This window comes from Pseudomonas sp. (genome assembly GCF_048269965.1).
Lineage (GTDB): Bacteria > Pseudomonadota > Gammaproteobacteria > Pseudomonadales > Pseudomonadaceae > Aquipseudomonas.
The window spans coordinates 70,357-92,927 of the sequence record NZ_JBLWTV010000013.1 but is presented as its reverse complement, the minus strand read 5'-3'; the positions used below and the strand labels follow the sequence as shown (position 1 = coordinate 92,927).

General features: G+C 63.6%; 27 protein-coding genes. 17 read left to right on the top strand and 10 right to left on the bottom strand.

Annotation, left to right across the window (positions count from 1 at the left end; translation table 11 throughout):
- The first annotated feature begins 91 nt into the window (after nt 1–91).
- From hslV to ACN0X6_RS16000, 7 genes are all read left to right on the top strand, one after another.
- Nucleotides 92–622 (top strand): ATP-dependent protease subunit HslV, encoded by a 531-nt coding sequence (hslV, locus tag ACN0X6_RS16030; RefSeq protein WP_017678531.1) that lies wholly within the window; start codon nt 92–94, stop codon nt 620–622.
- A gap of 40 nt (nt 623–662) precedes the next feature.
- Entirely contained in the window at nt 663–2,003 is a 1,341-nt protein-coding gene (hslU, locus tag ACN0X6_RS16025; RefSeq protein ID WP_017678530.1) for an HslU--HslV peptidase ATPase subunit, read from the top strand.
- Between the two features lie 81 nt (nt 2,004–2,084).
- Complete coding sequence (locus ACN0X6_RS16020) at nt 2,085–2,456, top strand: gamma-butyrobetaine hydroxylase-like domain-containing protein (protein WP_417705384.1); 372 nt, start codon at nt 2,085–2,087, stop codon at nt 2,454–2,456.
- Nucleotides 2,457–2,752: 296 nt separating this feature from the next.
- Complete coding sequence (gene phaC, locus ACN0X6_RS16015) at nt 2,753–4,432, top strand: class II poly(R)-hydroxyalkanoic acid synthase (RefSeq protein WP_417705382.1); 1,680 nt, start codon at nt 2,753–2,755, stop codon at nt 4,430–4,432.
- Between the two features lie 141 nt (nt 4,433–4,573).
- Complete coding sequence (phaZ, locus tag ACN0X6_RS16010) at nt 4,574–5,431, top strand: poly(3-hydroxyalkanoate) depolymerase (protein WP_160019091.1); 858 nt, start codon at nt 4,574–4,576, stop codon at nt 5,429–5,431.
- A 203-nt stretch (nt 5,432–5,634) separates the two neighbouring features.
- The gene (gene phaC / locus ACN0X6_RS16005) at nt 5,635–7,317 is read left to right on the top strand and encodes a class II poly(R)-hydroxyalkanoic acid synthase (protein ID WP_417705379.1); all 1,683 of its coding nucleotides are present in this window, start codon (nt 5,635–5,637) and stop codon (nt 7,315–7,317) included.
- A gap of 183 nt (nt 7,318–7,500) precedes the next feature.
- Nucleotides 7,501–8,115, top strand: a complete 615-nt coding sequence (locus tag ACN0X6_RS16000; RefSeq protein ID WP_417705377.1) for a TetR/AcrR family transcriptional regulator — start codon at nt 7,501–7,503, stop codon at nt 8,113–8,115.
- A gap of 188 nt (nt 8,116–8,303) precedes the next feature.
- On the opposite strand, the gene ACN0X6_RS15995 is transcribed toward ACN0X6_RS16000, so the two are convergent.
- The 3 genes from ACN0X6_RS15995 to ACN0X6_RS15985 form a co-directional block, all read right to left on the bottom strand.
- Nucleotides 8,304–9,170, bottom strand: a complete 867-nt coding sequence (locus ACN0X6_RS15995; protein ID WP_417705375.1) for a phasin family protein — start codon at nt 9,168–9,170, stop codon at nt 8,304–8,306.
- A gap of 10 nt (nt 9,171–9,180) precedes the next feature.
- On the bottom strand, nt 9,181–9,627 hold the full coding sequence (locus ACN0X6_RS15990) for a phasin family protein (protein WP_417705373.1): 447 nt from the start codon (nt 9,625–9,627) through the stop codon (nt 9,181–9,183).
- Between the two features lie 171 nt (nt 9,628–9,798).
- Nucleotides 9,799–10,074: a polyhydroxyalkanoic acid system family protein gene (locus ACN0X6_RS15985; RefSeq protein ID WP_417705371.1), complete on the bottom strand. Its 276-nt coding sequence runs from the start codon at nt 10,072–10,074 to the stop codon at nt 9,799–9,801.
- Between the two features lie 146 nt (nt 10,075–10,220).
- Between ACN0X6_RS15985 and ubiE the strand changes: the two genes are divergently transcribed.
- The 9 genes from ubiE to ACN0X6_RS15940 all read left to right on the top strand — a co-directional run bounded on the left by ubiE (nt 10,221) and on the right by ACN0X6_RS15940 (nt 16,103).
- Nucleotides 10,221–10,991 carry a bifunctional demethylmenaquinone methyltransferase/2-methoxy-6-polyprenyl-1,4-benzoquinol methylase UbiE gene (gene ubiE / locus ACN0X6_RS15980; RefSeq protein WP_192980290.1) on the top strand — a complete coding sequence of 257 codons (771 nt, stop codon included), beginning with the start codon at nt 10,221–10,223 and terminating at the stop codon, nt 10,989–10,991.
- Nucleotides 10,991–11,608, top strand: a complete 618-nt coding sequence (locus tag ACN0X6_RS15975) for a ubiquinone biosynthesis accessory factor UbiJ (RefSeq protein ID WP_417705369.1) — start codon at nt 10,991–10,993, stop codon at nt 11,606–11,608. The genes ubiE and ACN0X6_RS15975 overlap by 1 nt, the downstream gene beginning before the upstream one ends.
- Complete coding sequence (ubiB, locus tag ACN0X6_RS15970; protein ID WP_417705367.1) at nt 11,605–13,188, top strand: ubiquinone biosynthesis regulatory protein kinase UbiB; 1,584 nt, start codon at nt 11,605–11,607, stop codon at nt 13,186–13,188. The genes ACN0X6_RS15975 and ubiB overlap by 4 nt, the downstream gene beginning before the upstream one ends.
- Before the next feature lie 73 nt (nt 13,189–13,261).
- Complete coding sequence (gene hisI, locus ACN0X6_RS15965) at nt 13,262–13,660, top strand: phosphoribosyl-AMP cyclohydrolase (protein ID WP_417705365.1); 399 nt, start codon at nt 13,262–13,264, stop codon at nt 13,658–13,660.
- Nucleotides 13,653–13,988, top strand: coding sequence for a phosphoribosyl-ATP diphosphatase (locus tag ACN0X6_RS15960; protein ID WP_003458971.1), 336 nt, complete (start codon nt 13,653–13,655; stop codon nt 13,986–13,988). Before hisI ends, ACN0X6_RS15960 begins: the two co-directional genes overlap by 8 nt.
- 23 nt (nt 13,989–14,011) lie before the next feature.
- Entirely contained in the window at nt 14,012–14,245 is a 234-nt protein-coding gene (gene tatA, locus ACN0X6_RS15955; RefSeq protein ID WP_011920744.1) for a twin-arginine translocase TatA/TatE family subunit, read from the top strand.
- A 3-nt stretch (nt 14,246–14,248) separates the two neighbouring features.
- Nucleotides 14,249–14,593, top strand: a complete 345-nt coding sequence (tatB, locus tag ACN0X6_RS15950) for a Sec-independent protein translocase protein TatB (protein WP_417705362.1) — start codon at nt 14,249–14,251, stop codon at nt 14,591–14,593.
- The gene (gene tatC / locus ACN0X6_RS15945; RefSeq protein ID WP_417705360.1) at nt 14,590–15,396 is read left to right on the top strand and encodes a twin-arginine translocase subunit TatC; all 807 of its coding nucleotides are present in this window, start codon (nt 14,590–14,592) and stop codon (nt 15,394–15,396) included. Before tatB ends, tatC begins: the two co-directional genes overlap by 4 nt.
- On the top strand, nt 15,393–16,103 hold the full coding sequence (locus ACN0X6_RS15940) for a 16S rRNA (uracil(1498)-N(3))-methyltransferase (protein ID WP_417705358.1): 711 nt from the start codon (nt 15,393–15,395) through the stop codon (nt 16,101–16,103). Before tatC ends, ACN0X6_RS15940 begins: the two co-directional genes overlap by 4 nt.
- 162 nt (nt 16,104–16,265) lie before the next feature.
- Here ACN0X6_RS15940 and dtd read toward each other — a convergent pair whose 3' ends face one another.
- Nucleotides 16,266–16,703 carry a D-aminoacyl-tRNA deacylase gene (gene dtd / locus ACN0X6_RS15935; RefSeq protein ID WP_417705356.1) on the bottom strand — a complete coding sequence of 146 codons (438 nt, stop codon included), beginning with the start codon at nt 16,701–16,703 and terminating at the stop codon, nt 16,266–16,268.
- Nucleotides 16,700–17,671: a prolyl aminopeptidase gene (pip, locus tag ACN0X6_RS15930; protein ID WP_417705354.1), complete on the bottom strand. Its 972-nt coding sequence runs from the start codon at nt 17,669–17,671 to the stop codon at nt 16,700–16,702. Before pip ends, dtd begins: the two co-directional genes overlap by 4 nt.
- A 78-nt stretch (nt 17,672–17,749) precedes the next feature.
- Here pip and ACN0X6_RS15925 point away from each other — a divergent pair, with 78 nt between their 5' ends.
- Nucleotides 17,750–18,187, top strand: coding sequence for a hypothetical protein (locus ACN0X6_RS15925; protein WP_417705352.1), 438 nt, complete (start codon nt 17,750–17,752; stop codon nt 18,185–18,187).
- 78 nt (nt 18,188–18,265) lie between these two features.
- On the opposite strand, the gene ACN0X6_RS15920 is transcribed toward ACN0X6_RS15925, so the two are convergent.
- From ACN0X6_RS15920 to ACN0X6_RS15900, 5 genes are all read right to left on the bottom strand, one after another.
- Nucleotides 18,266–18,808 (bottom strand): lipocalin family protein, encoded by a 543-nt coding sequence (locus ACN0X6_RS15920; RefSeq protein WP_417705350.1) that lies wholly within the window; start codon nt 18,806–18,808, stop codon nt 18,266–18,268.
- Between the two features lie 12 nt (nt 18,809–18,820).
- Nucleotides 18,821–19,072: an outer membrane protein assembly factor BamE domain-containing protein gene (gene bamE / locus ACN0X6_RS15915; RefSeq protein ID WP_417705348.1), complete on the bottom strand. Its 252-nt coding sequence runs from the start codon at nt 19,070–19,072 to the stop codon at nt 18,821–18,823.
- 69 nt (nt 19,073–19,141) lie between these two features.
- Nucleotides 19,142–19,741 carry a DUF924 family protein gene (locus ACN0X6_RS15910; RefSeq protein WP_417705346.1) on the bottom strand — a complete coding sequence of 200 codons (600 nt, stop codon included), beginning with the start codon at nt 19,739–19,741 and terminating at the stop codon, nt 19,142–19,144.
- Nucleotides 19,741–20,748, bottom strand: coding sequence for a class 1 fructose-bisphosphatase (locus ACN0X6_RS15905; RefSeq protein ID WP_192980300.1), 1,008 nt, complete (start codon nt 20,746–20,748; stop codon nt 19,741–19,743). Before ACN0X6_RS15905 ends, ACN0X6_RS15910 begins: the two co-directional genes overlap by 1 nt.
- 35 nt (nt 20,749–20,783) lie before the next feature.
- Nucleotides 20,784–22,484: a histidine kinase N-terminal 7TM domain-containing protein gene (locus ACN0X6_RS15900; RefSeq protein WP_417705344.1), complete on the bottom strand. Its 1,701-nt coding sequence runs from the start codon at nt 22,482–22,484 to the stop codon at nt 20,784–20,786.
- Between the last annotated feature and the right edge of the window lie 87 nt (nt 22,485–22,571).

The window sequence follows — 22,571 nt, the reverse complement described above, 5'->3', positions numbered from 1 at the left end:
GTTAAGCCCGTCGCCGGTTGAAAAGCCGCGACGAGCACCCCATCTGAGTTTCCATCCGGGCAAGTTCGCCCCGCAGCGTGGAGATTCACCCTTGACCACCATCGTTTCAGTGCGCCGCCACGGCAAGGTCGTGATGGCTGGCGACGGCCAGGTTTCCCTCGGCAACACCGTCATGAAGGGCAACGCCAAGAAGGTGCGCCGCCTCTACCACGGCCAGGTGCTGGCTGGTTTCGCCGGTGCCACCGCCGATGCCTTCACCCTGTTCGAACGCTTCGAAGGTCAGCTGGAAAAACATCAGGGCCATCTGGTCCGCGCCGCCGTCGAGCTGGCCAAGGACTGGCGTACCGACCGCAGCCTGAGCCGCCTGGAAGCCATGCTGGCAGTGGCCAACAAGGACGCTTCGCTGATCATCACCGGCAACGGCGACGTCGTCGAACCCGAGGAAGGCCTGATCGCCATGGGTTCCGGCGGCAACTTCGCCCAGGCCGCCGCACGCGCCCTGCTGATGAAGACCGATCTGTCCGCCCTCGAGATAGCGCAGACCGCACTCGGCATCGCCGGCGACATCTGCGTCTTCACCAATCATCACCAGACAATAGAGGAACTGGACGCCCCCGAGTGACGTCCGTTCTTCATACAGATTCGATAGCGAGCCAAATTCCATGTCCATGACGCCCCGCGAGATCGTCCACGAACTCAACCGCCACATCATCGGCCAGGACGACGCCAAGCGCGCCGTGGCCATCGCCCTGCGCAACCGCTGGCGGCGCATGCAGCTGCCGGCCGAACTGCGCCAGGAAGTGACGCCGAAGAACATCCTGATGATCGGCCCGACCGGCGTCGGCAAGACCGAGATCGCCCGTCGCCTGGCCAAGTTGGCCAATGCGCCGTTCCTGAAAGTGGAAGCCACCAAGTTCACCGAGGTCGGCTATGTCGGCCGCGATGTCGAATCGATCATCCGCGACCTGGCCGATGCAGCGGTGAAAATGCTCCGTGAGCAGGAAATCACCAAGGTCCGCCATCGCGCCGAAGATGCGGCCGAGGAACGCATCCTCGACGCCCTGCTGCCACCCGCGCGCCAGGGCTTCGGTGACGAGCCGGTGCGCAGCGAGGACTCCAATACCCGTCAGCTGTTTCGCAAGCGCCTGCGTGAAGGTCAGTTGAACGACAAGGAAATCGACATCGAAGTGGCCGACTCGCCCATGGGCGTGGAGATCATGACCCCGCCGGGCATGGAGGAAATGACCAACCAGTTGCAGAACCTGTTCTCCAGCATGGGTAAGGGCAAGAAGAAGAGCCGCAAGCTCAAGGTCGCCGACGCGCTGAAGCTGGTACGCGACGAGGAAGCCGCGCGCCTGGTCAACGAGGAAGAACTCAAGGCCCGCGCGTTGGAAGCGGTCGAGCAGCATGGCATCGTCTTCATCGACGAGATCGACAAGGTGGCCAAGCGCGGCAACACCGGCGGCGCCGATGTTTCCCGCGAAGGCGTGCAGCGCGACCTGCTGCCGCTGATCGAGGGCTGCACGGTCAACACCAAGCTGGGCATGGTCAAGACCGACCACATCCTGTTCATCGCCAGCGGCGCCTTCCACCTGAGCAAACCCAGCGACCTGGTGCCCGAACTGCAGGGTCGCCTGCCGATCCGCGTCGAGCTCAAGGCGCTGAGCCCGCAGGATTTCGAGCGCATTCTCAGCGAGCCGCATGCCTCGCTCACCGAGCAGTACAGTGCACTGCTGCAGACCGAGGGCTTGAACATCGAGTTCGCCGAAGACGGCATCAAGCGTCTGGCCGAGATCGCCTGGCAGGTCAACGAGAAGACCGAAAACATCGGCGCCCGTCGCCTGCACACCCTGCTCGAGCGCCTGCTGGAGGAGGTATCCTTCAGTGCCGGCGACCTGGCGGGCCAGCAGAACGGCGAACCGATCCGTATCGACGCGGCTTACGTCAACGGTCACCTCGGCGAGTTGGCACAGGACGAAGACCTGTCGCGTTATATTCTGTAAGCCCGTAGCCCGGATGAAATCCGGGGACGTTCACCGCAGCGTCCCGGATTGCATCCGGGCTACCTATGATGGAAATCCAGCATGCCCATCCCCAGCGCGATCAAACTGCACAAGGCCTCGAAAACCCTGGAACTGCGCTACGGCGAGCAGAGCTATCAGCTCAGCGCCGAGTTCCTGCGTGTGCATTCGCCCTCGGCCGAGGTACAGGGGCATGGCAAGCCGATTCTGCAGACCGGCAAGCTCAACGTCGCCCTGGAGCGCATCGAACCGGCCGGCAACTATGCACTGAAACTGTGCTTCGACGACGGCCATGACAGCGGCCTGTTCACCTGGGAATATCTGCACGAACTGGCCACTCGTCATGACCAGCTCTGGGCCGACTATCTGACGCAGCTCAGTGTCGCCGGGAAATCCCGCGACCCCAGCGAATCGGTCGTGCGCCTGATGCTCTGAGGTAACAGGAAGACCCTTGCCGCAGAGCGCTCGGCGCATCCCCCACCGACCACGTTAACGACAGTTAGGGCGAGTTTTCTAATCTATCGCGGCATACTCCTGCGCCATCGAGCAGCTTGCTTAACTTCACAAACTCGGGTAACCAAGGAACTGGCAGGTTCCCTGCATTTGGCTGTGCCAGGTGCAACGAAATACGCGGACTCGATCCGCCCCCGGTAACCCGAGCAGTACCTGGCACTGTGTCGCCGTGCGCCCTCGCAGGCCGGTATTCGTCTCAGGACAATGGAGCGTCGTAGATGAGTGATAAGAATAACGAAGACCTGAAACGCCAGGCCTCGGAAAACACCCTGGGACTCAACCCGGTGATTGGTATCCGCGGCAAGGATCTCCTGACCTCTGCCCGCATGGTGCTCTCCCAGGCACTCAAGCAACCCTTCCACAGCGCCAAGCACGTCGCCCATTTCGGCCTCGAACTGAAGAACGTCATGCTCGGCCAGTCCGCGCTCATGCCCGAAGATGGCGACCGCCGCTTCGCCGATCCGGCCTGGAGCCAAAATCCGCTGTATCGCCGCTACCTGCAAACCTACCTGGCCTGGCGCAAGGAACTGCACGACTGGATCGAGCACAGCTCGCTGTCCGAGCAGGACGCCAGCCGCGGCCACTTCGTCATCAACCTGATGACCGAAGCCATGGCCCCATCCAACAGCATGGCCAACCCGGCCGCCGTCAAACGCTTCTTCGAAACCGGCGGCAAGAGCCTGCTCGACGGCCTCTCGCATCTGGCCAAGGACATGGTGCACAACGGCGGCATGCCCAGCCAGGTGAACATGGAGGCTTTCGAGGTCGGCAAGAACCTGGCCACCACCGACGGCGCCGTGGTGTTCCGCAACGACGTGCTGGAACTGATCCAGTACAAGCCGATCACCGAGAGCGTGCACGAGCGCCCGCTGCTGGTGGTGCCACCGCAGATCAACAAGTTCTACATCTTCGACCTGTCGCCGGACAAGAGCCTGGCGCGCTTCCTGTTGCGCAGCCAGGTACAGACCTTCGTGGTCAGCTGGCGCAACCCGACCAAGGCACAGCGCGAGTGGGGCCTGTCCACCTACATCGAGGCGCTCAAGGAAGCCATCGACGTGATCTGCGCCATCACCGGCAGCAAGGACGTCAACATGCTTGGCGCCTGTTCCGGCGGCCTGACCACCGCCTCCCTGCTCGGCCACTACGCTGCGCTTGGCCAGCAGAAGGTCAACGCCCTGACCCTGCTGGTCAGCGTGCTCGACACCCAGCTCGACACCCAGGTTGCCCTGTTCGCCGACGAGAAGACCCTGGAAGCCGCCAAGCGCCGCTCCTACCAGGCCGGCGTGCTGGAAGGCAGCGACATGGCCAAGGTGTTCGCCTGGATGCGCCCCAACGACCTGATCTGGAACTACTGGGTCAACAACTACCTGCTCGGCAATGAGCCGCCGATGTTCGACATCCTCTACTGGAACAACGACACCACGCGTCTGCCGGCCGCACTGCACGGCGAGTTCATCGACATGTTCCAGACCAACCCGCTGACCCGCCCGGGTGCGCTGGAAGTCTGCGGCACACCGATCGACCTGAAGCAGGTCACCTGTGATTTCTTCGTCGTCGCCGGCACCACCGACCACATCACGCCGTGGGATTCCTGCTACAAGTCGGCGCACCTGTTCGGCGGCAAGTGCGAGTTCGTGCTGTCCAACAGCGGCCATATCCAGAGCATTCTCAACCCGCCGGGCAACCCCAAGGCGCGCTACATGACCAACAGCGAGATGCCGCTGGACCCGAAGGCCTGGCAGGAAAGCTCGACCAAGCACGCCGACTCCTGGTGGCTGCACTGGCAAAGCTGGCTGGCCGAGCGTTCGGGCAATACCAAGAACGCTCCCCGCGCACTGGGCAACAAGAAATTCCCGGCCGGCGAAGCCGCTCCGGGCACCTATGTACACGAACGCTGACTTTCATTTTCAACCGCAGCGGCACTGGGAAGTGCCGCACGCCACGACGGTCTGACCGGCGTGGAACCAGGTAACCCCTGGTAACCCTGGAGGCGGCCCGGACGGCCCTCTCCAGCGCTCAACTGCACAGGGGCTGCGCCTATGCCGCAACCATTCGTATTCCGTACCATCGACCTCGATGGGCAGACCATCCGCACCGCGGTGCGGCCAGGCAACAGCCAGTTGGTGCCGCTGCTGATCTTCAACGGCATCGGCGCCAACCTGGAGTTGGTGATGCCCTTCGTCGCCGCCCTGGATCCAGAGCTGGAGATCATCGCCTTCGACGTACCCGGTGTTGGCGGCTCCTCCACGCCAGCCACGCCCTACCGCTTCCCTGGCCTGGCCAAGCTGGCGGCGCGCATGCTCGATTACCTCGACTACGGTCAGGTCAATGCCATCGGCGTGTCCTGGGGCGGCGCCCTGGCGCAACAGTTCGCGCATGACTATCCCGAGCGCTGCAAGAAGCTGATCCTCGCCGCCACCTCGGCCGGCGCGGTGATGGTGCCGGGCAAGCCCAAGGTGCTCTGGCGCATGGCCAGCCCGCGGCGCTACGTGCAGCCGTCCTATGGCGTGCGCATCGCCCCGGACATCTACGGCGGTGCCTTCCGCCGTGACCCCAAGCTGGCCATGGCGCATGCCAGCAAGGTGCGCTCGGGCGGCAAGATGGGCTACTACTGGCAGTTGTTCGCCGGCCTCGGCTGGACCAGCATCCACTGGCTGCACAAGATCCGCCAACCGACCCTGGTGATGGCCGGCGATGACGACCCGCTGATTCCGCTGATCAACATGCGTCTGCTGGCCTGGCGCATTCCCAACGCCGAATTGCACGTGATCGACGACGGCCACCTGTTCCTGGTGACCCGCGCCGAAGCGGTGGCGCCGATCATCATGAAGTTTCTCGAGGAGGAACGGCACCGCGCGGTGATGCACCCGCAGCCCGCGCCCGTGCGCCAGCACTGACCGCACCAGCATGGTGCGCAATGTTCTGCGTGCTCGACAAAGGGGCCGCTTGAGGCCTCTTGCTTTTCGACGCGGCGCTCTGGAATGCACTTCCCGCGCGCCTGGTACAGGGCTTGCTGCACACCGTGCACAAGTACAAGGTGCGTGTCAGGCAGTCCGCGCCATGAAAGTCTCTAGACGGTTTGACGACGGAGTGTTGCCCCATGCGAGACAAGTCGAACCCGGCTTCACTGCCGGCACCTGCCAGTTTCATGAACGCCCAGAGCGCGGTGGTCGGCGTGCGCGGTCGCGATCTGTTGTCCACCATGCGCCTGCTGGCCGCCCAGGGCCTGAAGAATCCGGTGCGCAGTGGACGTCATCTGCTGGCCTTCGGCGGCCAGCTTGGCCGGGTGCTGCTCGGCGATACCCTGCACAAGGTCAATCCGCAGGATGCGCGTTTCGCTGATCCGACCTGGCACCTCAACCCCTTCTACCGGCGCAGCCTGCAGGCCTATCTGGCATGGCAGAAACAACTGGCTGCGTGGATCGACGACAGCGACCTGTCGGCCGATGACCGCGCCCGCGCGCGCTTTCTCGCATCGCTGATGAGCGACGCCCTGTCGCCGTCGAACAGCCCGCTCAACCCGCAGGCGCTCAAGGAGCTGTTCAACACCGGGGGCAGCAGTGCATTCAAGGGCTTGCGCCACCTGCTCGACGACCTGCTGAACAACGATGGCCTGCCTAGCCAGGTCAGCAGACATGCCTTCGAGGTCGGCCGCAATCTGGCCTGCACGCCAGGCGCCGTGGTGTTTCGCAACGAACTGCTGGAGCTGATCCAGTACAAACCGATGAGCGAAAAGCAGTACCTGCGCCCGCTGCTGATCGTCCCGCCACAGATCAACAAGTACTACATATTCGACCTGTCCAACGACAAGAGCTTCGTCCAGTACGCGCTGAAGAACGGCCTGCAGACCTTCATGATCAGCTGGCGCAACCCCGACCCGCGTCACCGCGAATGGGGCCTGTCTAGCTATGTGCAAGCCGTCGAGGAGGCCGTCGATGCCTGCCGCGCCATCACCGGCAGCAAGGACGTCAATCTGCTCGGCGCCTGCGCCGGCGGCCTGACCATCGCAGCCCTGCAAGGCCACCTGCAGGCACGCCGCCAACTACGCAAGATTTTCAGCGCCACTTACATGGTCAGCCTGCTCGATAGCCAGATCGACAGCCCGGCGATGCTCTTTGCCGACGAGGAAACCCTCGAGTCGGCCAAGCGCCGCTCCTACCAGCAAGGCGTACTGGACGGTCGCGACATGGCCAGGGTATTCGCCTGGATGCGCCCCAACGACCTGATCTGGAACTACTGGGTCAACAACTACCTGCTCGGCAAGCAGCCGCCGGCCTTCGACATCCTCTACTGGAACAACGACAACACCCGTCTGCCTGCGGCGCTGCATGGCGACCTGATCGATTTCTTCAAGCACAACCCGCTCAGCCGTCCAGGTGCGCTGGAGGTCTGCGGTACGCCGGTGGATCTGACCAAGGTCAACGTCGACAGCTTCAGCGTGGCCGGCATCAACGATCACATCACGCCCTGGGATGCGGTCTATCGCTCGACCCTGCTGCTTGGTGGCAACCGCCGTTTCATCCTGTCCAACAGCGGGCATATCCAGAGCATTCTCAACCCGCCGGGCAACCCCAAGGCCAACTACTACGAGAACACCAAGCTCACCTCCGACCCGCGCGCCTGGTATCACGACGCCCAGCACCAGCAAGGCAGCTGGTGGCCCCAGTGGCTGGAGTGGATGCAGGCGCGCTCCGGCGAGCAACGGGAAACCCTGATGGCGCTGGGCAACCAGAACCATCCGCCGATGGAAGCAGCGCCCGGCACCTACGTGCACATTCGCTGAAGCGGCATGCTACGAAGAAAGCCCGTGGGCATGCGCGCCCCTCATCCGGTGCTTCGCGCCACCTTCTCCCAAGGGAGAAGGGCATAGGAGGTGTCGCTACGCAACTTTTACTAAAGGGATGGCCGGCTTCACGCCGGCCGGTTATCGTCAGCCATTCGCGCCTAATCGAACAAGAAGCCAAGGATGAAAACCCGCGAGCGCATTTTGCAAGCCGCCCTGCAGTTGTTCAACGAACAGGGCGAGCCCAACGTTTCTACCCTGGAGATTGCCAACGAGCTGGACATCAGCCCGGGTAATCTCTACTACCACTTCCATGGCAAGGAGCCGCTGATACTGGAGCTGTTCGAACGCTTCCAGAGCGAGATGGCGCCTTTGCTCGACCCGCCCGCAGAAGCCCGACTGGATGTCGAGGACTACTGGCTGTTCCTGCACCTGATCGTCGAGCGTCTGTCGCAGTACCGCTTTCTCTTCCAGGATCTGTCCAACCTGGCAGGACGCCTGCCAAAGCTGGCGCGCGGCATTCGCCACTGGCTGAACGCGCTGAAACGCACGCTGGCCTCCCTGCTTGCCCGCCTGATGGCCGACGGTCAACTGAACAGCGGCACCCAGGCGCTCGGCCAACTGGTCGAGCAGATCACCCTGACGCTGCTGTTCTCCCTCGACTATCAGCGCATCCTCGACCAGGAAGGTGAAGTGCGCCTGGTGGTGTACCAGATCATGATGCTGGTGGCGCCGCACCTGAACCAGCCCTCACGCGGTACCGTCGAGCACCTCGCGCAGCGTTATCTGGAAGCCTGATGCGCAGCCGTGCGCACGCCAATGATACGCAGGGAATGTAGGGCGGGTGCAACCCGCCAGCGCGCAAATGGCGGGTTACACCCGCCCTACAAAGCCGAGACGCATCCACGGTTGATGCGCATGGCCCGCCCTGTAAGCAGAAACGCAAACGCCCGGCACTAGGCCGGGCGTTTTTGATCCTGAGACACTCAGGACGGCGTGGCTGGAGTTGCCGGGGTGGCAGCCGGAGCCGGTGCAGCAGCAGGGGCCGCCGCGGCGGCAGGAGCCGGTGCCGGTGCAGCCGGTTTCGGCGCAGCTGCCTTGGGTGCTGCCGGTTTCTTCGCAGCCGGCTTCTTCGCTGCAGCAGGCTTGGCTGCTGGCTTAGCTGCAGGCTTGGCGGCGGCCGCTGGCTTGACAGTGGGTTTCGCTGCGGCCTTGGCTGCCGGTTTCGCCGCAGGTTTAGCTGCCGGCTTGGCGGCTGCAGGTTTCGCGGCAGCCGGTTTGGCGGCTGGCTTGGCTGCAGCTTTGGCAGCGGGCTTGGCGGCCGGCTTCGCAGCAGGTTTGACAGCGGCTTTCGCAGCCGGCTTGGCGGCAGCCTTCGCGGCAGGTTTGGGCGCAGCTTTGGCAGCAGGCTTGGCGACCGACTTGGCCGATACGCCAGCGATCTTCTCCAGCTGCTTGGTCAGGCTGTCGACCTTGTCATTCAACGCCTTGACCTCATTGCGGCTGGGTACACCCAGACGCGAGATGGCATTGTTCAGACGCTTGTCAAAAGCCTCTTCCAGCTCACCCCACTTGCCGATCGCCTTGCCCCGGACTTCATCGACCTTGGACCTGGCAGAGCCAACCTTGGAGCCGACACCGGTCTTCACCGCATCGACCTGCTTGTCGACTTCGCTCTTGGCCTGTTTCTCAGCCTTCTCGCCGTCCTTGACCAGCGTGTCGAACAGCTTGGTGCCGTCCTTGCTGACCTTGGAATAAGCGCCCAAGCCTGCCAACCAGATCTGACGCGAGTATTTCTCGACCTCGCCGATCCAGGAGCTGGTCTGTTTCTCGGTTTTCTTCTTAACAGCCATCCTGATCTCCTTATTTGGTACGCGCGACATGCTCGAGCAACGCGCTCAGCTCATCCAGCTTAGCAGAGAGTGCTTCAACATCCTGCTTGGACGGAATGCCGATACGGTTCAGAGCGGAAGCCACGCGAGTATCGAAAGCCTTCTCGATCTTGTCGAGTTGAACTTCGACCTTGCCTTTGACACTGGTGACATTGCTGTTGACCGACTGCTTGACCGATTCGATCTGGCTGTTGGCGGCTTCAACCTGCTCGTCGACCAGCTTCTTGCCTTTGCTTTCGACGCCTTCACCGGTCTTGACCAGTTCCTTGAAGTATTCGGCCCCCTCGCCACCTGCCTTGGCGTATGCGCCCAGGCCAGCGAGGTAGATCTTGCGGGCATAGCCCTTCACGTCGTCGAACAGTCCGGCTTTGTCTTCGACCACGGCTTCCACTTTTTTCTTCACGGCAACTTTCGACATGGTGCACCTCACGCGCTTTTACAGTTAGCGGAAACGCCCACGGAATGCAGGCTTGGGTACACCCTAAGGAGAAAAATTAGAAATCACATACTAGGAACAGGCGACAGCATGCATGCTCAAGCGACCCAGAGGCGGTGCGCACAGCGCACCCTACTGGCTTGCGACTGCTTTTCAGGCCAGCGACTTGTCCAATACCTGCTCGATTTCGCGCTGGATCATGCCGCCCATGGGCGACAGCAGCAGCCCGAGCTTGAGCACGACACGCACGGTGTCTTCACCCACCGCGATGCTGCCGTCAGCACCGCTGCGCTTGAACTCCAGGGTGTCGCCGTTCCAGCGATAGCGCACGTCGTACTCGCTGGCCAGGCGTTCGGCCAGGCGCTCGGCTTTTTCTCGCGCGGCCTCGCGGCCAAGGGAATGGGATCGTTCGACACGAATGCGGGACATGACAGCTCCTCGATCAGGCAGGCGCCGCAGCACTGCGGCATGAAGTCACAGCACTCTAACAGCCCGCCAACCCACCTGGCACCCAGGCAAGACAAAGGCAGCAGGCGGCTTTAGAATGGACAGGTTTTTTACCTGGTGAGAGCGACATGAGCGATCCACGCAAGGCCCACGAGCAGGAACCCACCACCCACTTCGGTTTCCAGGATGTACCGGAAAGCCAGAAGGCGGAGAAGGTAGCCGAAGTCTTCCACTCGGTGGCAGCCAAGTACGACCTGATGAACGACGTGCTGTCCGGTGGCCTGCATCGCCTGTGGAAGCGCTTCACCATCGAACTGTCCGGCGTGCGCACCGGCAACCGCGTGCTGGACATCGCTGGCGGCACCGGTGACCTGACCCGCAAGTTCGCCAGCATCGTCGGCCCGACCGGTCAGGTGGTGCTGGCCGACATCAACGACTCCATGCTCAAGGTCGGCCGTGATCGTCTGCTGGACAAGGGCGTGGCCGGCAACGTGCAGTTCGTCCAGGCCGACGCCGAGAAGCTGCCGTTCCCCGACAACCACTTCGACGTGGTCACCATCGCCTTCGGCCTGCGCAACGTCACCCACAAGGAAGACGCCCTGCGCTCGATGCTGCGCGTGCTCAAGCCCGGCGGCCGCCTGCTGGTGCTGGAGTTCTCCAAGCCTGGCAACCCGCTGCTGGCCAAGGTCTACGACACCTACTCGTTCAGCTTCATGCCGCTGGCCGGCAAGCTGATCACCAACGATTCGGAAAGCTACCGTTACCTGGCCGAGTCGATCCGCATGCACCCGGATCAGGAAACGCTCAAGGCGATGATGGTCGACGCCGGCTTCGAGCGCGTTACCTACCACAACATGACTGGCGGCATCGTCGCCCTGCACCGCGGCATCAAGCCTTAATGCTCATCACGGGCTTGCTGGCAGGCGTCGAGACAGGCCTCAACCGCGTCCTGCGTCTCGACGGCACCGCCCTGCCACGCCTGCAGGCACTGACCGGCAAGGTCATCGCCGTGCAGTGCCAGAGCCCGGCGCTGGAGCTGTTCATCCTGCCCAGCGGCGACGGCCTGCAACTGGCGTCGCAATGGCACGCACCGGCCGACTGCACCCTGACCGCCCCGGCTGCCAGCCTGGCACGCCTGGCCCTGAGCCGCGAGAAAACCGCCATCCTGCACCACCAGCAAGTGTCGCTCGATGGCGACAGCGCGGTGCTGCTGCAACTGGCCGGCATCCTGCAGGATCTGGAGCTGGACTGGGAATACGAAATCTCCCGCTGGCTCGGCCCGGTGGCCACTACCCTGCTCGCCGGTCACCTGCGCAGCCGGGTCAATCTCGCCAGTCACGGCGCCGCCAGCCTCAAGCAGAATCTGGCCGACTACCTGGCCGAAGAATCACGCACCCTGGTGGGGCAGCGCGAAGCCGATGCGCGTTTCGCCGAGCTGGATCAACTCAAAATCGCCCTCGACCGCCTGGAAGCACGCATCGAGCGCCTCACTTCTGCCAATAAGTCCGACGCATGAAGCTGCTTGCCGTTCGCCGCCTGTTGCGCATCCAGCGCGTAGTCATCCGCTATCAACTGGACGAGATGCTCTTCGAGCTGCCGCTGCCGTTCTGGCTGCGCGCGCTGTCCTGCCTGCTGCCCTGGCGCTGGCTGCCACGCAAGCCGCTGGCGCTGTCACGCGGCGCACGCCTGCGTCTGGCGCTCGAAGACCTGGGGCCGATCTTCATCAAGTTCGGCCAGTTGCTGTCCACCCGCCGCGACCTGCTGCCACCGGATATCGCCGATGAGCTGGCGCGCCTGCAGGATCAGGTGCCGCCCTTCCCGGAAGATCAGGCCATCGCCCTGATCGAGCGCCAGCTGGGCGCCCCGGTGAGCGAGCTGTTCGCCCGCTTCGACAGCCAGCCGCTGGCCTCGGCCTCGGTGGCTCAGGTGCATGCTGCGCAGCTGAAAAGCGGTGAGCAGGTGGTGGTCAAGGTGGTGCGCCCCGGCCTCAAACCGATCATCCGCCAGGATCTGGCCTGGCTGTTCCTGATCGCCCGCATCGCCGAGAAGGCCTCGGCCGATGCGCGCCGCCTGCGCCCGGTGGAAGTGGTCAGCGACTACGAAAAAACCATCTTTGATGAACTCGACCTGCTGCGCGAAGCAGCCAACGCCAGCCAGTTGCGGCGCAACTTCGAGGGCTCGCCACTGCTCTACGTGCCGCAGGTGCACTGGGACCTGTGCCGCCACCAGGTGCTGGTGATGGAGCGCATCTACGGCATCCCGGTGACCGACCTGGCGACCCTGGCCGACCAGCGCACCGACATGAAGCTACTGGCCGAACGCGGCGTGGAGATCTTCTTCACCCAGGTCTTCCGCGACAGCTTCTTCCACGCCGACATGCACCCCGGCAACATCTTCGTCAGCACCCGCACGCCGTGGAGCCCGCAGTACATTGCCATCGACTGCGGCATCATCGGCAGCCTCACCGACGAGGACCAGGACTACCTGGCGCGCAACCTGATCGCCTTCTTCAAGCGCGACTACCGCAAGGTCGCACAGCTGCACATCGACTCCGGCTGGGTGCCGGCCGACACCAAGGTCAACGAGTTCGAGGCGGCGATCCGCACCGTGTGCGAGCCGATCTTCGAGAAGCCGCTGAAGGACATTTCCTTCGGCCAGTTGCTGCTGCGCCTGTTCCAGACCGCCCGACGTTTCAATATGGAAGTGCAACCGCAACTGGTACTGCTGCAGAAGACCCTGCTCAACATCGAAGGCCTGGGCCGCCAGCTCTACCCCGATCTGGATCTGTGGAGCACCGCGCAGCCCTTCCTCGAACGCTGGATGCGCGAGCGCATCAGCCCGCTGCATCTGCTGCGCAACCTGCAGCAACAGGCCGAGCAGGTGCCGCACCTGTCACAGATCGCCCGCGACACCCTGGAGCGTCTGCAGCAGCCGGCACAGGTCCGGACCAGCGCACCGCGCGACCACTGGACGCTGCGCCTGCTTGGCGCCGCGCTGATCGGCGCCGGCGCCATGCAAGGCCTGGCCCCCCTGCTGGCCACCTGGCCAGCCTGGCTGATGGTCGGCGGCGGGCTCTATCTGGTGCTGCGCCGATAGCCAGTTGGCTGCGGCACTGGCACACTGAGTGAATTCACGGGCCGCGACCCGGCGAAACAGACACGGAATACCGATGAACGATTGGCTCGATGACATCCACTGGAACGAAGACGGCCTGGTACCGGCCATCGCCCAGGACCACCAGAGCGGGCGCATCCTGATGATGGCCTGGATGAACCGCGAATCCCTCGCCCTCACCGTACGCGAACAACGCGCCATCTACTGGTCGCGCTCGCGTGGCAAGCTGTGGCGCAAGGGCGAGGAATCCGGCCATGTGCAGAAACTGCACGAGCTGCGGCTGGATTGCGACGCCGATGTCATCGTGCTGATGGTCGAACAGCTGGGCGGCATCGCTTGCCACACCGGTCGCGAAAGCTGCTTCTATCGGGTATACGAGAATGGCGGCTGGAAAACCGTCGACGCGGTGCTGAAAGATCCGCACGCCATCTATGCAGGACACAGCCATGAGTGACACCCTGAGCCGCCTGGCCGAGGTGCTGGAGTCGCGCAAGGGCGCAGCGGCCGACAGCTCCTACGTCGCCAGCCTGTATCACAAGGGTCTGAACAAGATTCTGGAAAAGGTCGGCGAGGAATCGGTGGAAACCATCCTCGCCGCCAAGGACGCCGCCGCCAGCGGTGACTGCAAGGACCTGATCTACGAAACCGCCGACCTGTGGTTCCATAGCCTGGTCATGCTCGCCGCCCTCGGCCAGCATCCCCAGGCTGTACTGGATGAACTGGATCGCCGTTTCGGTCTCTCCGGCCACGCGGAAAAAGCCGCGCGACCGCAATCCGAATAAACCTTCATTACGGAGTACATATCATGGGTTTTGGCGGTATCAGCATCTGGCAACTCCTGATCATCCTGCTCATCGTGGTCATGCTGTTCGGCACCAAACGCCTGAAGAGCCTGGGCTCGGATCTGGGCGACGCGATCAAGGGCTTCCGCAAATCGATGGACAATGGCGAAGCCGAAAAACCGGCAGTCGAAGAGCCCAAGGGCCAGACCATCGACGCCCAGGCACGCAAGGTCGAAGAGCCAGCGAAGAAAGACTAAGCCATGTTCGACATCGGTTTTACCGAACTGCTGCTGGTCGGTCTGGTGGCCCTGGTGGTGCTCGGCCCTGAGCGCCTGCCAGGCGCCGTGCGCACGGCCAGCCTGTGGATCGGCCGGATCAAGCGCAGTTTCAACTCGATCAAGGCCGAGGTGGAACGCGAGATCGGCGCCGATGAAATTCGCCGTCAGTTGCATAACGAGCGGATTCTCGAACTCGAGCGGGAAATGCAGGCGATGAAGCAGGACATTCTCGGCACCGGCAAAAGCGACGACCCGCCAGCGCAGAGCAGTGCCAAACCGACTGCCGACACGGCCCCGAGCGTTCAGGACAAGAATCCCCAGCCATGAGCAATAATCCACAAGCCGACCAGGAAATGCCCCTGGTCTCGCACCTGGCCGAGCTGCGTACTCGCCTGTTGCGCTGTGTAGTGATCATCCTGCTGATCTTCGCCGGCCTGTTCTACTTCGCTCAGGATATCTACGCCCTGGTCGCGGCGCCGCTGCGCGCCTATCTGCCAGAAGGCGCGACCATGATCGCCACAGGGGTCGCCTCGCCGTTTCTGACGCCCTTCAAGCTGACCCTGATGTGCGCGCTGTTTCTCGGCATGCCGGTGATCCTGCACCAGATCTGGGGTTTCATCGCACCGGGGCTGTACACCCATGAGCGGCGCATCGCGGTGCCGCTGCTGATTTCCAGTATCTTTTTGTTCTACGCCGGCATGGCCTTCGCCTATTTCGTGGTGTTCCCGATCATGTTCGGCTTCTTCGCCAGCGTGACCCCGGAAGGCGTGGCGATGATGACCGACATCGGTCAGTACCTGGACTTCGTCCTGACGCTGTTCTTCGCCTTTGGCGTGGCCTTCGAGATTCCTATCGCCACCTTCCTGCTGATCTGGGTTGGCATTGTCGACGTCGCCACCCTGCGCAAGAGCCGTCCCTATGTGATCGTCGGCTGCTTCGTGGTCGGCATGGTGCTGACGCCGCCAGACGTGTTCTCGCAGACCCTGTTGGCCGTACCGATGTGGCTGCTGTTCGAGACCGGCGTGCTGGCTGGCGCGCTGGTCAAGCGCAAGCGCGACGAGGAACTGGCCGAAGAAGAAGAAGAAGAAGAAGCCAAGCCCGAAGACCAACCGCCCGCGCCCCTGCCGTGAACCTGCTGCTGCTGGAAGACGCCGACTTCGTCGACGGCGATCGGGCTCGCCTCAGTGGCAGGCGTCTGAAACATCTGCATGACGTGCATCGCGCCGAAACCGGTGACCGACTGCGCGTCGGTCGCCTTGGCGGGTTGATGGGCGACGGCCGACTGATCGCCCTGGATGCCGAACATGCCGAACTGCAAGTCAGTCTCGAGCAACCGCCACCGGCCAAGCTCGCGCTGACCCTGATCCTCGCCCTGCCCCGCCCGAAGATGCTCAAGCGCGTGCTGCAGACGGTCAGCGCCATGGGCGTGGCGCGCCTGGTACTGGTCAACAGCTATCGCGTGGAGAAGAGCTTCTGGCAGACGCCGTTTCTCGAGGCCGAGGCCATTCGCGAACAGCTGATCCTTGGCCTGGAGCAGGCACGCGACACGGTGCTGCCCGAGGTGAGCATCGAGAAACGCTTCAAGCCCTTCGTCGAGGATCGCCTACCGGCCCTGGCAGCGGGAACGCTTGGCCTGACCGGCCACCCCGGTGATTACCCGGCCTGCCCGCGTGCCGTCGGGCAGCCCGTGACCCTGGCCATCGGCCCGGAAGGCGGCTGGATTCCCTACGAAGTCGAGCTGCTGCGCGAAGCCGCAGGCCTGCAACCGGTGCAGCTTGGCGAGCGCATTCTGCGGGTGGAGACGGCAGTGCCGGCGTTGCTGGCCAGGCTGTTCTGATGCCTCCTTGGGCGGTGGACAAGCTTCGCGTTGTCCACCCTACGCACTGACTGGTAGTTGCGGCTAAAGCCTCTCCCACAACAACGTGGGAGGGACTTCAGCGCTGTAGGGCGGACTCAGGAGCGCCAGCGAACAGCCCGCCAAGCACGCCATACAGATGACTCAAACCTCCAGCAGGAAAGTCACCGGCCCGTCGTTGACCAGGTGCACCTGCATATTGGCGCCGAAGCGTCCGGTGCCGACCTGCGGGTGCCGGGCCTTGGCCATTTCGACCAGAGCATCGAACAGCGCCGCGCCCTGAGCAGGTGGCGCGGCACTGGAGAAGCTGGGGCGCATGCCGCTTTGAGTGTCGGCTGCCAGGGTGAACTGCGAGACCAGCAATAGCCCGCCTTGCACGTCCGTCAGCGAGCGGTTCATCTTGCCTGCCTCGTCGCCGAACACGCGATAGTTCAGCAGCTTGTGCAAGGCACGGGACAGGCTGGCCTGATCATCCTGCGGCTCGATGCCGACCAGCGCCAGCAGGCCCTGATCGATGCTGCCCAGCACCTCGCCTTCGACCTCGACCCTTGCTGCGCTGACGCGCTGGAGCAGCAGCTTCATGCATCCTCCGGCGGCATGTCGAGCAGGCGCCGGGCCATCTGTTCGGCCGCGCGGATCAGCGCATCGGTGATACCGGGCTCCGCTGCCGAATGGCCGGCGTCGCGGATGATCTGCAGCTCGCTGTTGGGCCAGGCCTGATGCAGCGCCCAGGCGTTATCCAGCGGGCAGATGGCATCGTAGCGGCCATGCACGATGATGCCCGGCAAGTGAGCGATCTTCGGTATGTCACGGAGCAGCTGATTGGGTTCGAGGAAGGCGTCGTTGACGAAGTAGTGGCACTCGATACGGGCGATGGACAGCGCCCGGTGCGCCTCGCTGAAACGATCGACTACCTGGGTATTGGGACGCAGGGTGGCGGTGCGCCCTTCCCAGGTCGACCAGGCCTTGGCTGCATGCATCTGGGCAATCTGGTCGGCGCCCGTCAGGCGCTTGTAGAAGGCCTGCATCAGGTCGCCACGCTCCTCGACCGGGATGGGCGCCACGTAATCTTCCCAGTAATCGGGGAACAGACGGCTGGCGCCTTCCTGATAGAACCAGCTGAACTCCTGCGGCCGGCACAGGAAGATGCCACGCAGGATCAGCCCATGCACGCGCTGCGGATGCGCCTGTGCATAGGCCAACGCCAGGGTCGAGCCCCAGGAGCCGCCGAACAGCACGAACTTGTCGATACCCAGGTGCTCACGAATACGTTCGATATCGGCGATCAGCGCCTGGGTGGTGTTGTTCTCGAGGCTCGCGTGCGGGGTGGAACGGCCACAGCCACGCTGGTCGAAGGTGACGATGCGATACAGGGCAGGATCGAAGTAACGGCGGCTGGCTGAATCGCAGCCTGCACCAGGGCCGCCATGGATGAACAGTACCGGCAACCCGTCCGCAGAGCCGCTCTCGTCGATGTACAGCACGTGCGGTTGCTCGACCGCCAGTTCATGGCGCGCGTAGGGTTTGATCTCCGGGTACAAAGTCTGCATGGTTGGCTCCTGTTGGCTGGGCTACAACTGCCGTGTTCCACTCTGCCCGGCATCATAACCATGAAAAGGAAGTTCAGCATGTCGATGCGTCATCTGGCCTGGTCGCTGTTTATGTCCTTCACCCTCCTGCTCGCCGGCTGCGGCGGTCATGACGACCCGCAGGCTGCTCTGGAGGCGGCCGTACAGCAGTTGCAGGACAACATCGAGGCCAAGAGCACCGGTGCGGTGCTGGAGCAGTTGCATGGCGACTTCCTGGCCCGCCAGGAAGTCGACCGTGAGTGGGCCAAGCGCACCATGACCCTGCTGTTCCTGCGCCACAAGAACATCAAGGTCATCGCACTGGGCAAGAACAGCTGGATCGACGCCGCCATCAGCAGCAAGGGCTATACCGAAGCCCAGGTCGGCCTGAGCGGCGCCGAGGGGTTGATCCCCGACAGCGCGCGGCACTACTCGGTGAAGCTGGAATGGTGGCTCGACGGCAGCGAATGGAAACTGGCGCGCCTGGACTGGGAGTGACGACGTAGCCCGGATGCAATCCGGGAAATCCGGGGTAGACATCCCCGGATTGCCTCCGGGCTACGGGCGAGCGCTGGATCAATCGGCCTGGCGCCAGATCAGATCTGACGTGACGTAGCCCTGCTCGCGCGCGACGCTGAGCAGCTTGTCGCGGGTTTCCTGATCCACCTCAGGGGTGCGCGACAGCAGCCACAGGTACTTGTGCTCCGGGTGACCGACCAGCGCCACGCGGTAATCCTCGTCATGGTAGATCACCCAGTAGTCGCCCTTGATCGGCAGCAGCTTGCTGGCCCAGTTGTCGAAGCGCACCCACAGCTTGTCGGTTTGCCCTTCGACCTGAGGCTCGGCGACTCCCTTGGCCTCGATCCACTCACCGTCCTTGTCGCGGCAGCGGTTGCTCACGTCGATGCGGCCATCGTCACGCAGGCCATAGTGCGCCTGCGACTGCACGCAGTTGCGCTGGAAGAACATCGGCAAACGTGCCAGTTCGTACCAGGTGCCCTGGTAGCGCTGCAGGTCGACCTGCATGGTCTGCGGTGGCGGTTTGGAGATGCTGCCGGTACCGGAGTTGGCACAGCCTGCGAGGGCGAGAATGGCGCTGGCGATTAGGATCGAACGCATGGAAGCTCCCGTTTACTTGAGTCCCTTGCCGGAGAACAGCATGACCTTGTCCCCGGCGTACTGGACACTGATATAGGCCTTGTCGTCACCCCAGGTGCAGCTGGCCACCCCCAGAGCGCCGGCACACTCGCCCGGCGCACCGAGCAGGCTTTCCACTTCCTGCTTGCTCATGCCCGCCTTGAGCTTGGAGTAGTTGTCCTGATTGATCTTGCTGCAGGCGGCGAGCAGACAGCAGGCGAGCAACGCGACGATACGCATCGACATGGATGAAGCTCCTGATGGGAAGGTGCCAGCAAGCTTGGCATAGCCGGCGATGACTTGCCCGCTTGGAGTTCAGAAACGCGAGCCGGGTTCCCGCAGGAAGGCTTGCTCTTCGTCAGTGGAGGCACGCCCCAGAATCGCGTTGCGATGAGGAAAGCGAGCGAAACGGGCAATCACCCGCTGATGACGCTCGGCGAAATCGAGGAAATTGGCGAACAGCGGCCGCTCATCGGCAGCGGCTTCGTTCAGCAGATCCGCAAACAACTCGACCGCGCGGTCCTGCAACGGCAGATCTTCGGCGTGCTCGAAGACCAGATAGGCAAAGACGCGCTGGATCGGCGTCAGCCTGCGATCCCAGCCGCGATTCAGGCCATCGCGCAACAGCGGCCGAGCCAGGCTGTCGCCGGCAAAGGCCCGCGGCGTATCGCGAAAGATCATGCGCGGCAGCTGATCGAGCAGGATCAGCTGCGCCAGCCAGCCTTGCGGGTCGTCCGCCCAGCCTTGCAGCTCGCCAGCCAGTGCCTGCTCGACCTGGGCGCCGAAGCGCACCTCGGCCTCACGATCCTGGCTGTCGCGCTTGCCGAACCATAATCCATGGCGCGCGGCCGCGACTTCGCTGGCGCTGCCGCCGGCACCGAACCACCAGTCGAGCAGCGGCTGCCAGGCATGCATCAGCTGCGGTGGTAGGCGGTGATACGCAGCACTTCTTCCTTGGAGCCAAGGTAGACCGGCACGCGCTGGTGCAGGGAAGTGGGCTGGATATCGAGAATACGCTGGCTGCCGTCGGTGGCTGCGCCACCGGCCTGCTCGATGATCATCGACATCGGGTTGGCCTCGTACATCAGACGCAGCTTGCCTGGCTTGTCCGGCTCGCGGGCGTCACGCGGGTACATGAACACGCCACCTCGGGTGAGGATACGGTGCACGTCGGCCACCATCGAGGCGATCCAGCGCATGTTGTAGTTGCGCCCCAGCGGTCCGGTTTCACCGGCCAGCAGCTCGGAGACATAGCGCTGCACCGGGGCTTCCCAGTGGCGCTGGTTGGACATGTTGATGGCGAATTCCTTGGTGGACTCCGGCACCTTGATGTTGTCATGGGTGAGCACGAAACTGCCCAGCTCACGATCCAGGGTGAAACCCTTCACGCCATCGCCGAGGGTCAGCATCAGCATGGTCTGCGGGCCATAGATGGCATAGCCGGCCGCGACCTGCTGGGTACCCGGCTGGAGGAAGGCTTCCTCACCCAGGTCGCCGGTTTCACCGTTGCGCTCGGGGCTGCGCAGCACCGAGAAGATGGTGCCGACCGAGACGTTGACGTCGATGTTGCTGGAGCCGTCCAGCGGGTCGAACACCAGCAGGTAAGCGCCTTTCGGATACTTGCCGGGGATCTGGTAGGCGTTGTCCATTTCCTCGGACGCCATGCCGGCCAGGTGACCGCCCCATTCGTTGGCTTCGAGCAGGATCTCGTTGGAGATCACGTCGAGCTTCTTCTGCACTTCGCCCTGCACGTTCTCGCTGTCCAGGCTACCCAGCACGCCGCCGAGGGCGCCCTTGGAAACCTGATGGCTGATCGCCTTGCAGGCCCGCGCCACGACTTCGATTAGAAAACGCAGGTCGGCCGGGGTGTTGTGGCTGCGAGTCTGCTCGATCAGGTAGCGGCTCAGGGTGACGCGGGACATGGACGGCTCCGGAAAGGGGAAAAATCGCGCGCAGTTTAACCCGAGTCGCCGCGCAATGCTGCCTGCCGGGATGGATGGCTGAGATCGACGCCTGCCAGCAGCCCGCAAACGCGATTGCGCCCGTCGCGTTTGGCCTGGTACAGCGCGGCGTCGGCTGCCTGCAGCAGCTCGTCGAGTGCCTGGCCCTGCTCGGGCCAATGGGCCAGGCCGGCAGACAGGGTCACACGCTGGTCGCCGCCACGGGTGGCGACATCGCGAGTCGCCAGTTGCGCGCAGATGCTCTGCAGGCGTTCGCTGGCCTCGCGCGGATCGGCGCCCGGCAATATCAGCAGGAACTCTTCGCCACCAATACGAAACACCGCATCGGTGCTGCGCAGGTTATCCAGCAGGTGCTGCGCGACGACCTTGAGCACGTCGTCGCCGACCAGGTGGCCGCATTCGTCGTTGAGGCGCTTGAAGTGATCGAGATCGATCAGGGCCAGCGCCAGCGGCAGGTTCTCGCGCTGCGCCCTGGCCAGTTCGCGCTCGAAGAACTCATCCAGATAACGACGGTTGTACAGCCCGGTCAGTGGATCACACAGGGCCTGCTCGCGCAGTTGCTCGTGCAGGCTGGAGATGGTGCGCAGACGCTCCTCACTCAGCGCCAGCGCCTCGGCCAGCTTGAGTTCACTGAGGTGGCGCTGGGTCACGTCGCGGATGTAGAGCATATGGCCGAGCTGGGTCGGACCATGGCGGGTGGCGCGCTGGATGGCGCGCACGCGCACCTCGTAGTAGCGCGCGGCACTGGTCAGCGTCAGCGGCAGGTCCTGCTCGGGGCCGCTGTGTTCTTGCAGCGACTGCTGCAGATCGGCACCGAAAACCGGCCACTGCCCCAACTCGGTGCCTTGCCATCCCGCTTGCAGGCCTGCCAGTTTCAGCGCCGCCGGGTTGGCCTCGATCACCCGTCCACGCGGGTCGATCACCAGCACCGGATCGAGCAAGGCTTCGAGCAGCAGATGACGGGCCACCGGCAACAGGTCGAACAGACGCACCCCGACGATCAACCAGGAGAACGCCATCAGGGTGAACGCGAAACTGAAGGGCGTCGGGTCGAAGCCGAACAGCGTCCAGCCGAACCCCACATAGCCGATATTGGCCACCCAGGGCACTGCGGTGACCAGCACGAAGGCCAGATAGTGACGGCGATGCAGCCCCTGGCTCAGTGCTGCGGCACGCGTCACCACGCCCATGCAGAAGGCCATGAACAGGTAGACGTAGACGGCCGTGGCGTAGAACAGCGGTCCATGTTCGTAGCGCACGGGCGCACCCAGGCTGGCGTCGACCGGCGCACTACCGGCCCCGTAGAACAGACCATGCCAGGGGTTGCTCAGCGCCAGCCCCCAGACCAGCAGCGGCACCAGGCTCAATCCGAGGATGCTGCTGCGTGCCAGCGGCGCGCGCATGCTGTTGACGTATTGCCAGAGGAAGACGGCCCAGAACGTGGGCGTGGAAACGATGCCGGGCCAGGCCATGCTGGCCCAGAACATCTTGCAGTCGGCACTGAGGAAGGTCATTTCCAGTGCTGCAGTCACCATCCACCAGAGGCTGGCCAGATGCAGCAGGATGAAGCTGTCACGTCCGGGAAAGTCGCGCTGGCGAGTCACCCAGTGCGCCAGCAGGATCACCCCGAGGCACACCAGCAGCGTCACCAGCACCGGCGCCGAGAAACTCCAGCCGGAAGCCATGCAGGCCTGCATCAGCGACTCCTCCGCATTCCCGACGAAGCAGTGCGTGAGTCGCATACGCAAGCGACGCGAGGCGACTGGACGATGACGCGAATCGAA

Coding starts and splice junctions, on each gene's coding strand:
- hslU (WP_017678530.1), top strand. CDS start 663: ATGTCCATGACGCCCCGCGAGATCGTCCACGAACTCAACCGCCACATC.
- ACN0X6_RS16020 (WP_417705384.1), top strand. CDS start 2,085: ATGCCCATCCCCAGCGCGATCAAACTGCACAAGGCCTCGAAAACCCTG.
- phaC (WP_417705382.1), top strand. CDS start 2,753: ATGAGTGATAAGAATAACGAAGACCTGAAACGCCAGGCCTCGGAAAAC.
- phaZ (WP_160019091.1), top strand. CDS start 4,574: ATGCCGCAACCATTCGTATTCCGTACCATCGACCTCGATGGGCAGACC.
- phaC (WP_417705379.1), top strand. CDS start 5,635: ATGCGAGACAAGTCGAACCCGGCTTCACTGCCGGCACCTGCCAGTTTC.
- ACN0X6_RS16000 (WP_417705377.1), top strand. CDS start 7,501: ATGAAAACCCGCGAGCGCATTTTGCAAGCCGCCCTGCAGTTGTTCAAC.
- ACN0X6_RS15995 (WP_417705375.1), bottom strand. CDS start 9,170: ATGGCTGTTAAGAAGAAAACCGAGAAACAGACCAGCTCCTGGATCGGC.
- ACN0X6_RS15990 (WP_417705373.1), bottom strand. CDS start 9,627: ATGTCGAAAGTTGCCGTGAAGAAAAAAGTGGAAGCCGTGGTCGAAGAC.
- ACN0X6_RS15985 (WP_417705371.1), bottom strand. CDS start 10,074: ATGTCCCGCATTCGTGTCGAACGATCCCATTCCCTTGGCCGCGAGGCC.
- ubiE (WP_192980290.1), top strand. CDS start 10,221: ATGAGCGATCCACGCAAGGCCCACGAGCAGGAACCCACCACCCACTTC.
- ACN0X6_RS15975 (WP_417705369.1), top strand. CDS start 10,991: ATGCTCATCACGGGCTTGCTGGCAGGCGTCGAGACAGGCCTCAACCGC.
- ubiB (WP_417705367.1), top strand. CDS start 11,605: ATGAAGCTGCTTGCCGTTCGCCGCCTGTTGCGCATCCAGCGCGTAGTC.
- hisI (WP_417705365.1), top strand. CDS start 13,262: ATGAACGATTGGCTCGATGACATCCACTGGAACGAAGACGGCCTGGTA.
- ACN0X6_RS15960 (WP_003458971.1), top strand. CDS start 13,653: ATGAGTGACACCCTGAGCCGCCTGGCCGAGGTGCTGGAGTCGCGCAAG.
- tatA (WP_011920744.1), top strand. CDS start 14,012: ATGGGTTTTGGCGGTATCAGCATCTGGCAACTCCTGATCATCCTGCTC.
- tatB (WP_417705362.1), top strand. CDS start 14,249: ATGTTCGACATCGGTTTTACCGAACTGCTGCTGGTCGGTCTGGTGGCC.
- tatC (WP_417705360.1), top strand. CDS start 14,590: ATGAGCAATAATCCACAAGCCGACCAGGAAATGCCCCTGGTCTCGCAC.
- dtd (WP_417705356.1), bottom strand. CDS start 16,703: ATGAAGCTGCTGCTCCAGCGCGTCAGCGCAGCAAGGGTCGAGGTCGAA.
- pip (WP_417705354.1), bottom strand. CDS start 17,671: ATGCAGACTTTGTACCCGGAGATCAAACCCTACGCGCGCCATGAACTG.
- ACN0X6_RS15925 (WP_417705352.1), top strand. CDS start 17,750: ATGTCGATGCGTCATCTGGCCTGGTCGCTGTTTATGTCCTTCACCCTC.
- ACN0X6_RS15920 (WP_417705350.1), bottom strand. CDS start 18,808: ATGCGTTCGATCCTAATCGCCAGCGCCATTCTCGCCCTCGCAGGCTGT.
- bamE (WP_417705348.1), bottom strand. CDS start 19,072: ATGTCGATGCGTATCGTCGCGTTGCTCGCCTGCTGTCTGCTCGCCGCC.
- ACN0X6_RS15910 (WP_417705346.1), bottom strand. CDS start 19,741: ATGCATGCCTGGCAGCCGCTGCTCGACTGGTGGTTCGGTGCCGGCGGC.
- ACN0X6_RS15905 (WP_192980300.1), bottom strand. CDS start 20,748: ATGTCCCGCGTCACCCTGAGCCGCTACCTGATCGAGCAGACTCGCAGC.
- ACN0X6_RS15900 (WP_417705344.1), bottom strand. CDS start 22,484: ATGCAGGCCTGCATGGCTTCCGGCTGGAGTTTCTCGGCGCCGGTGCTG.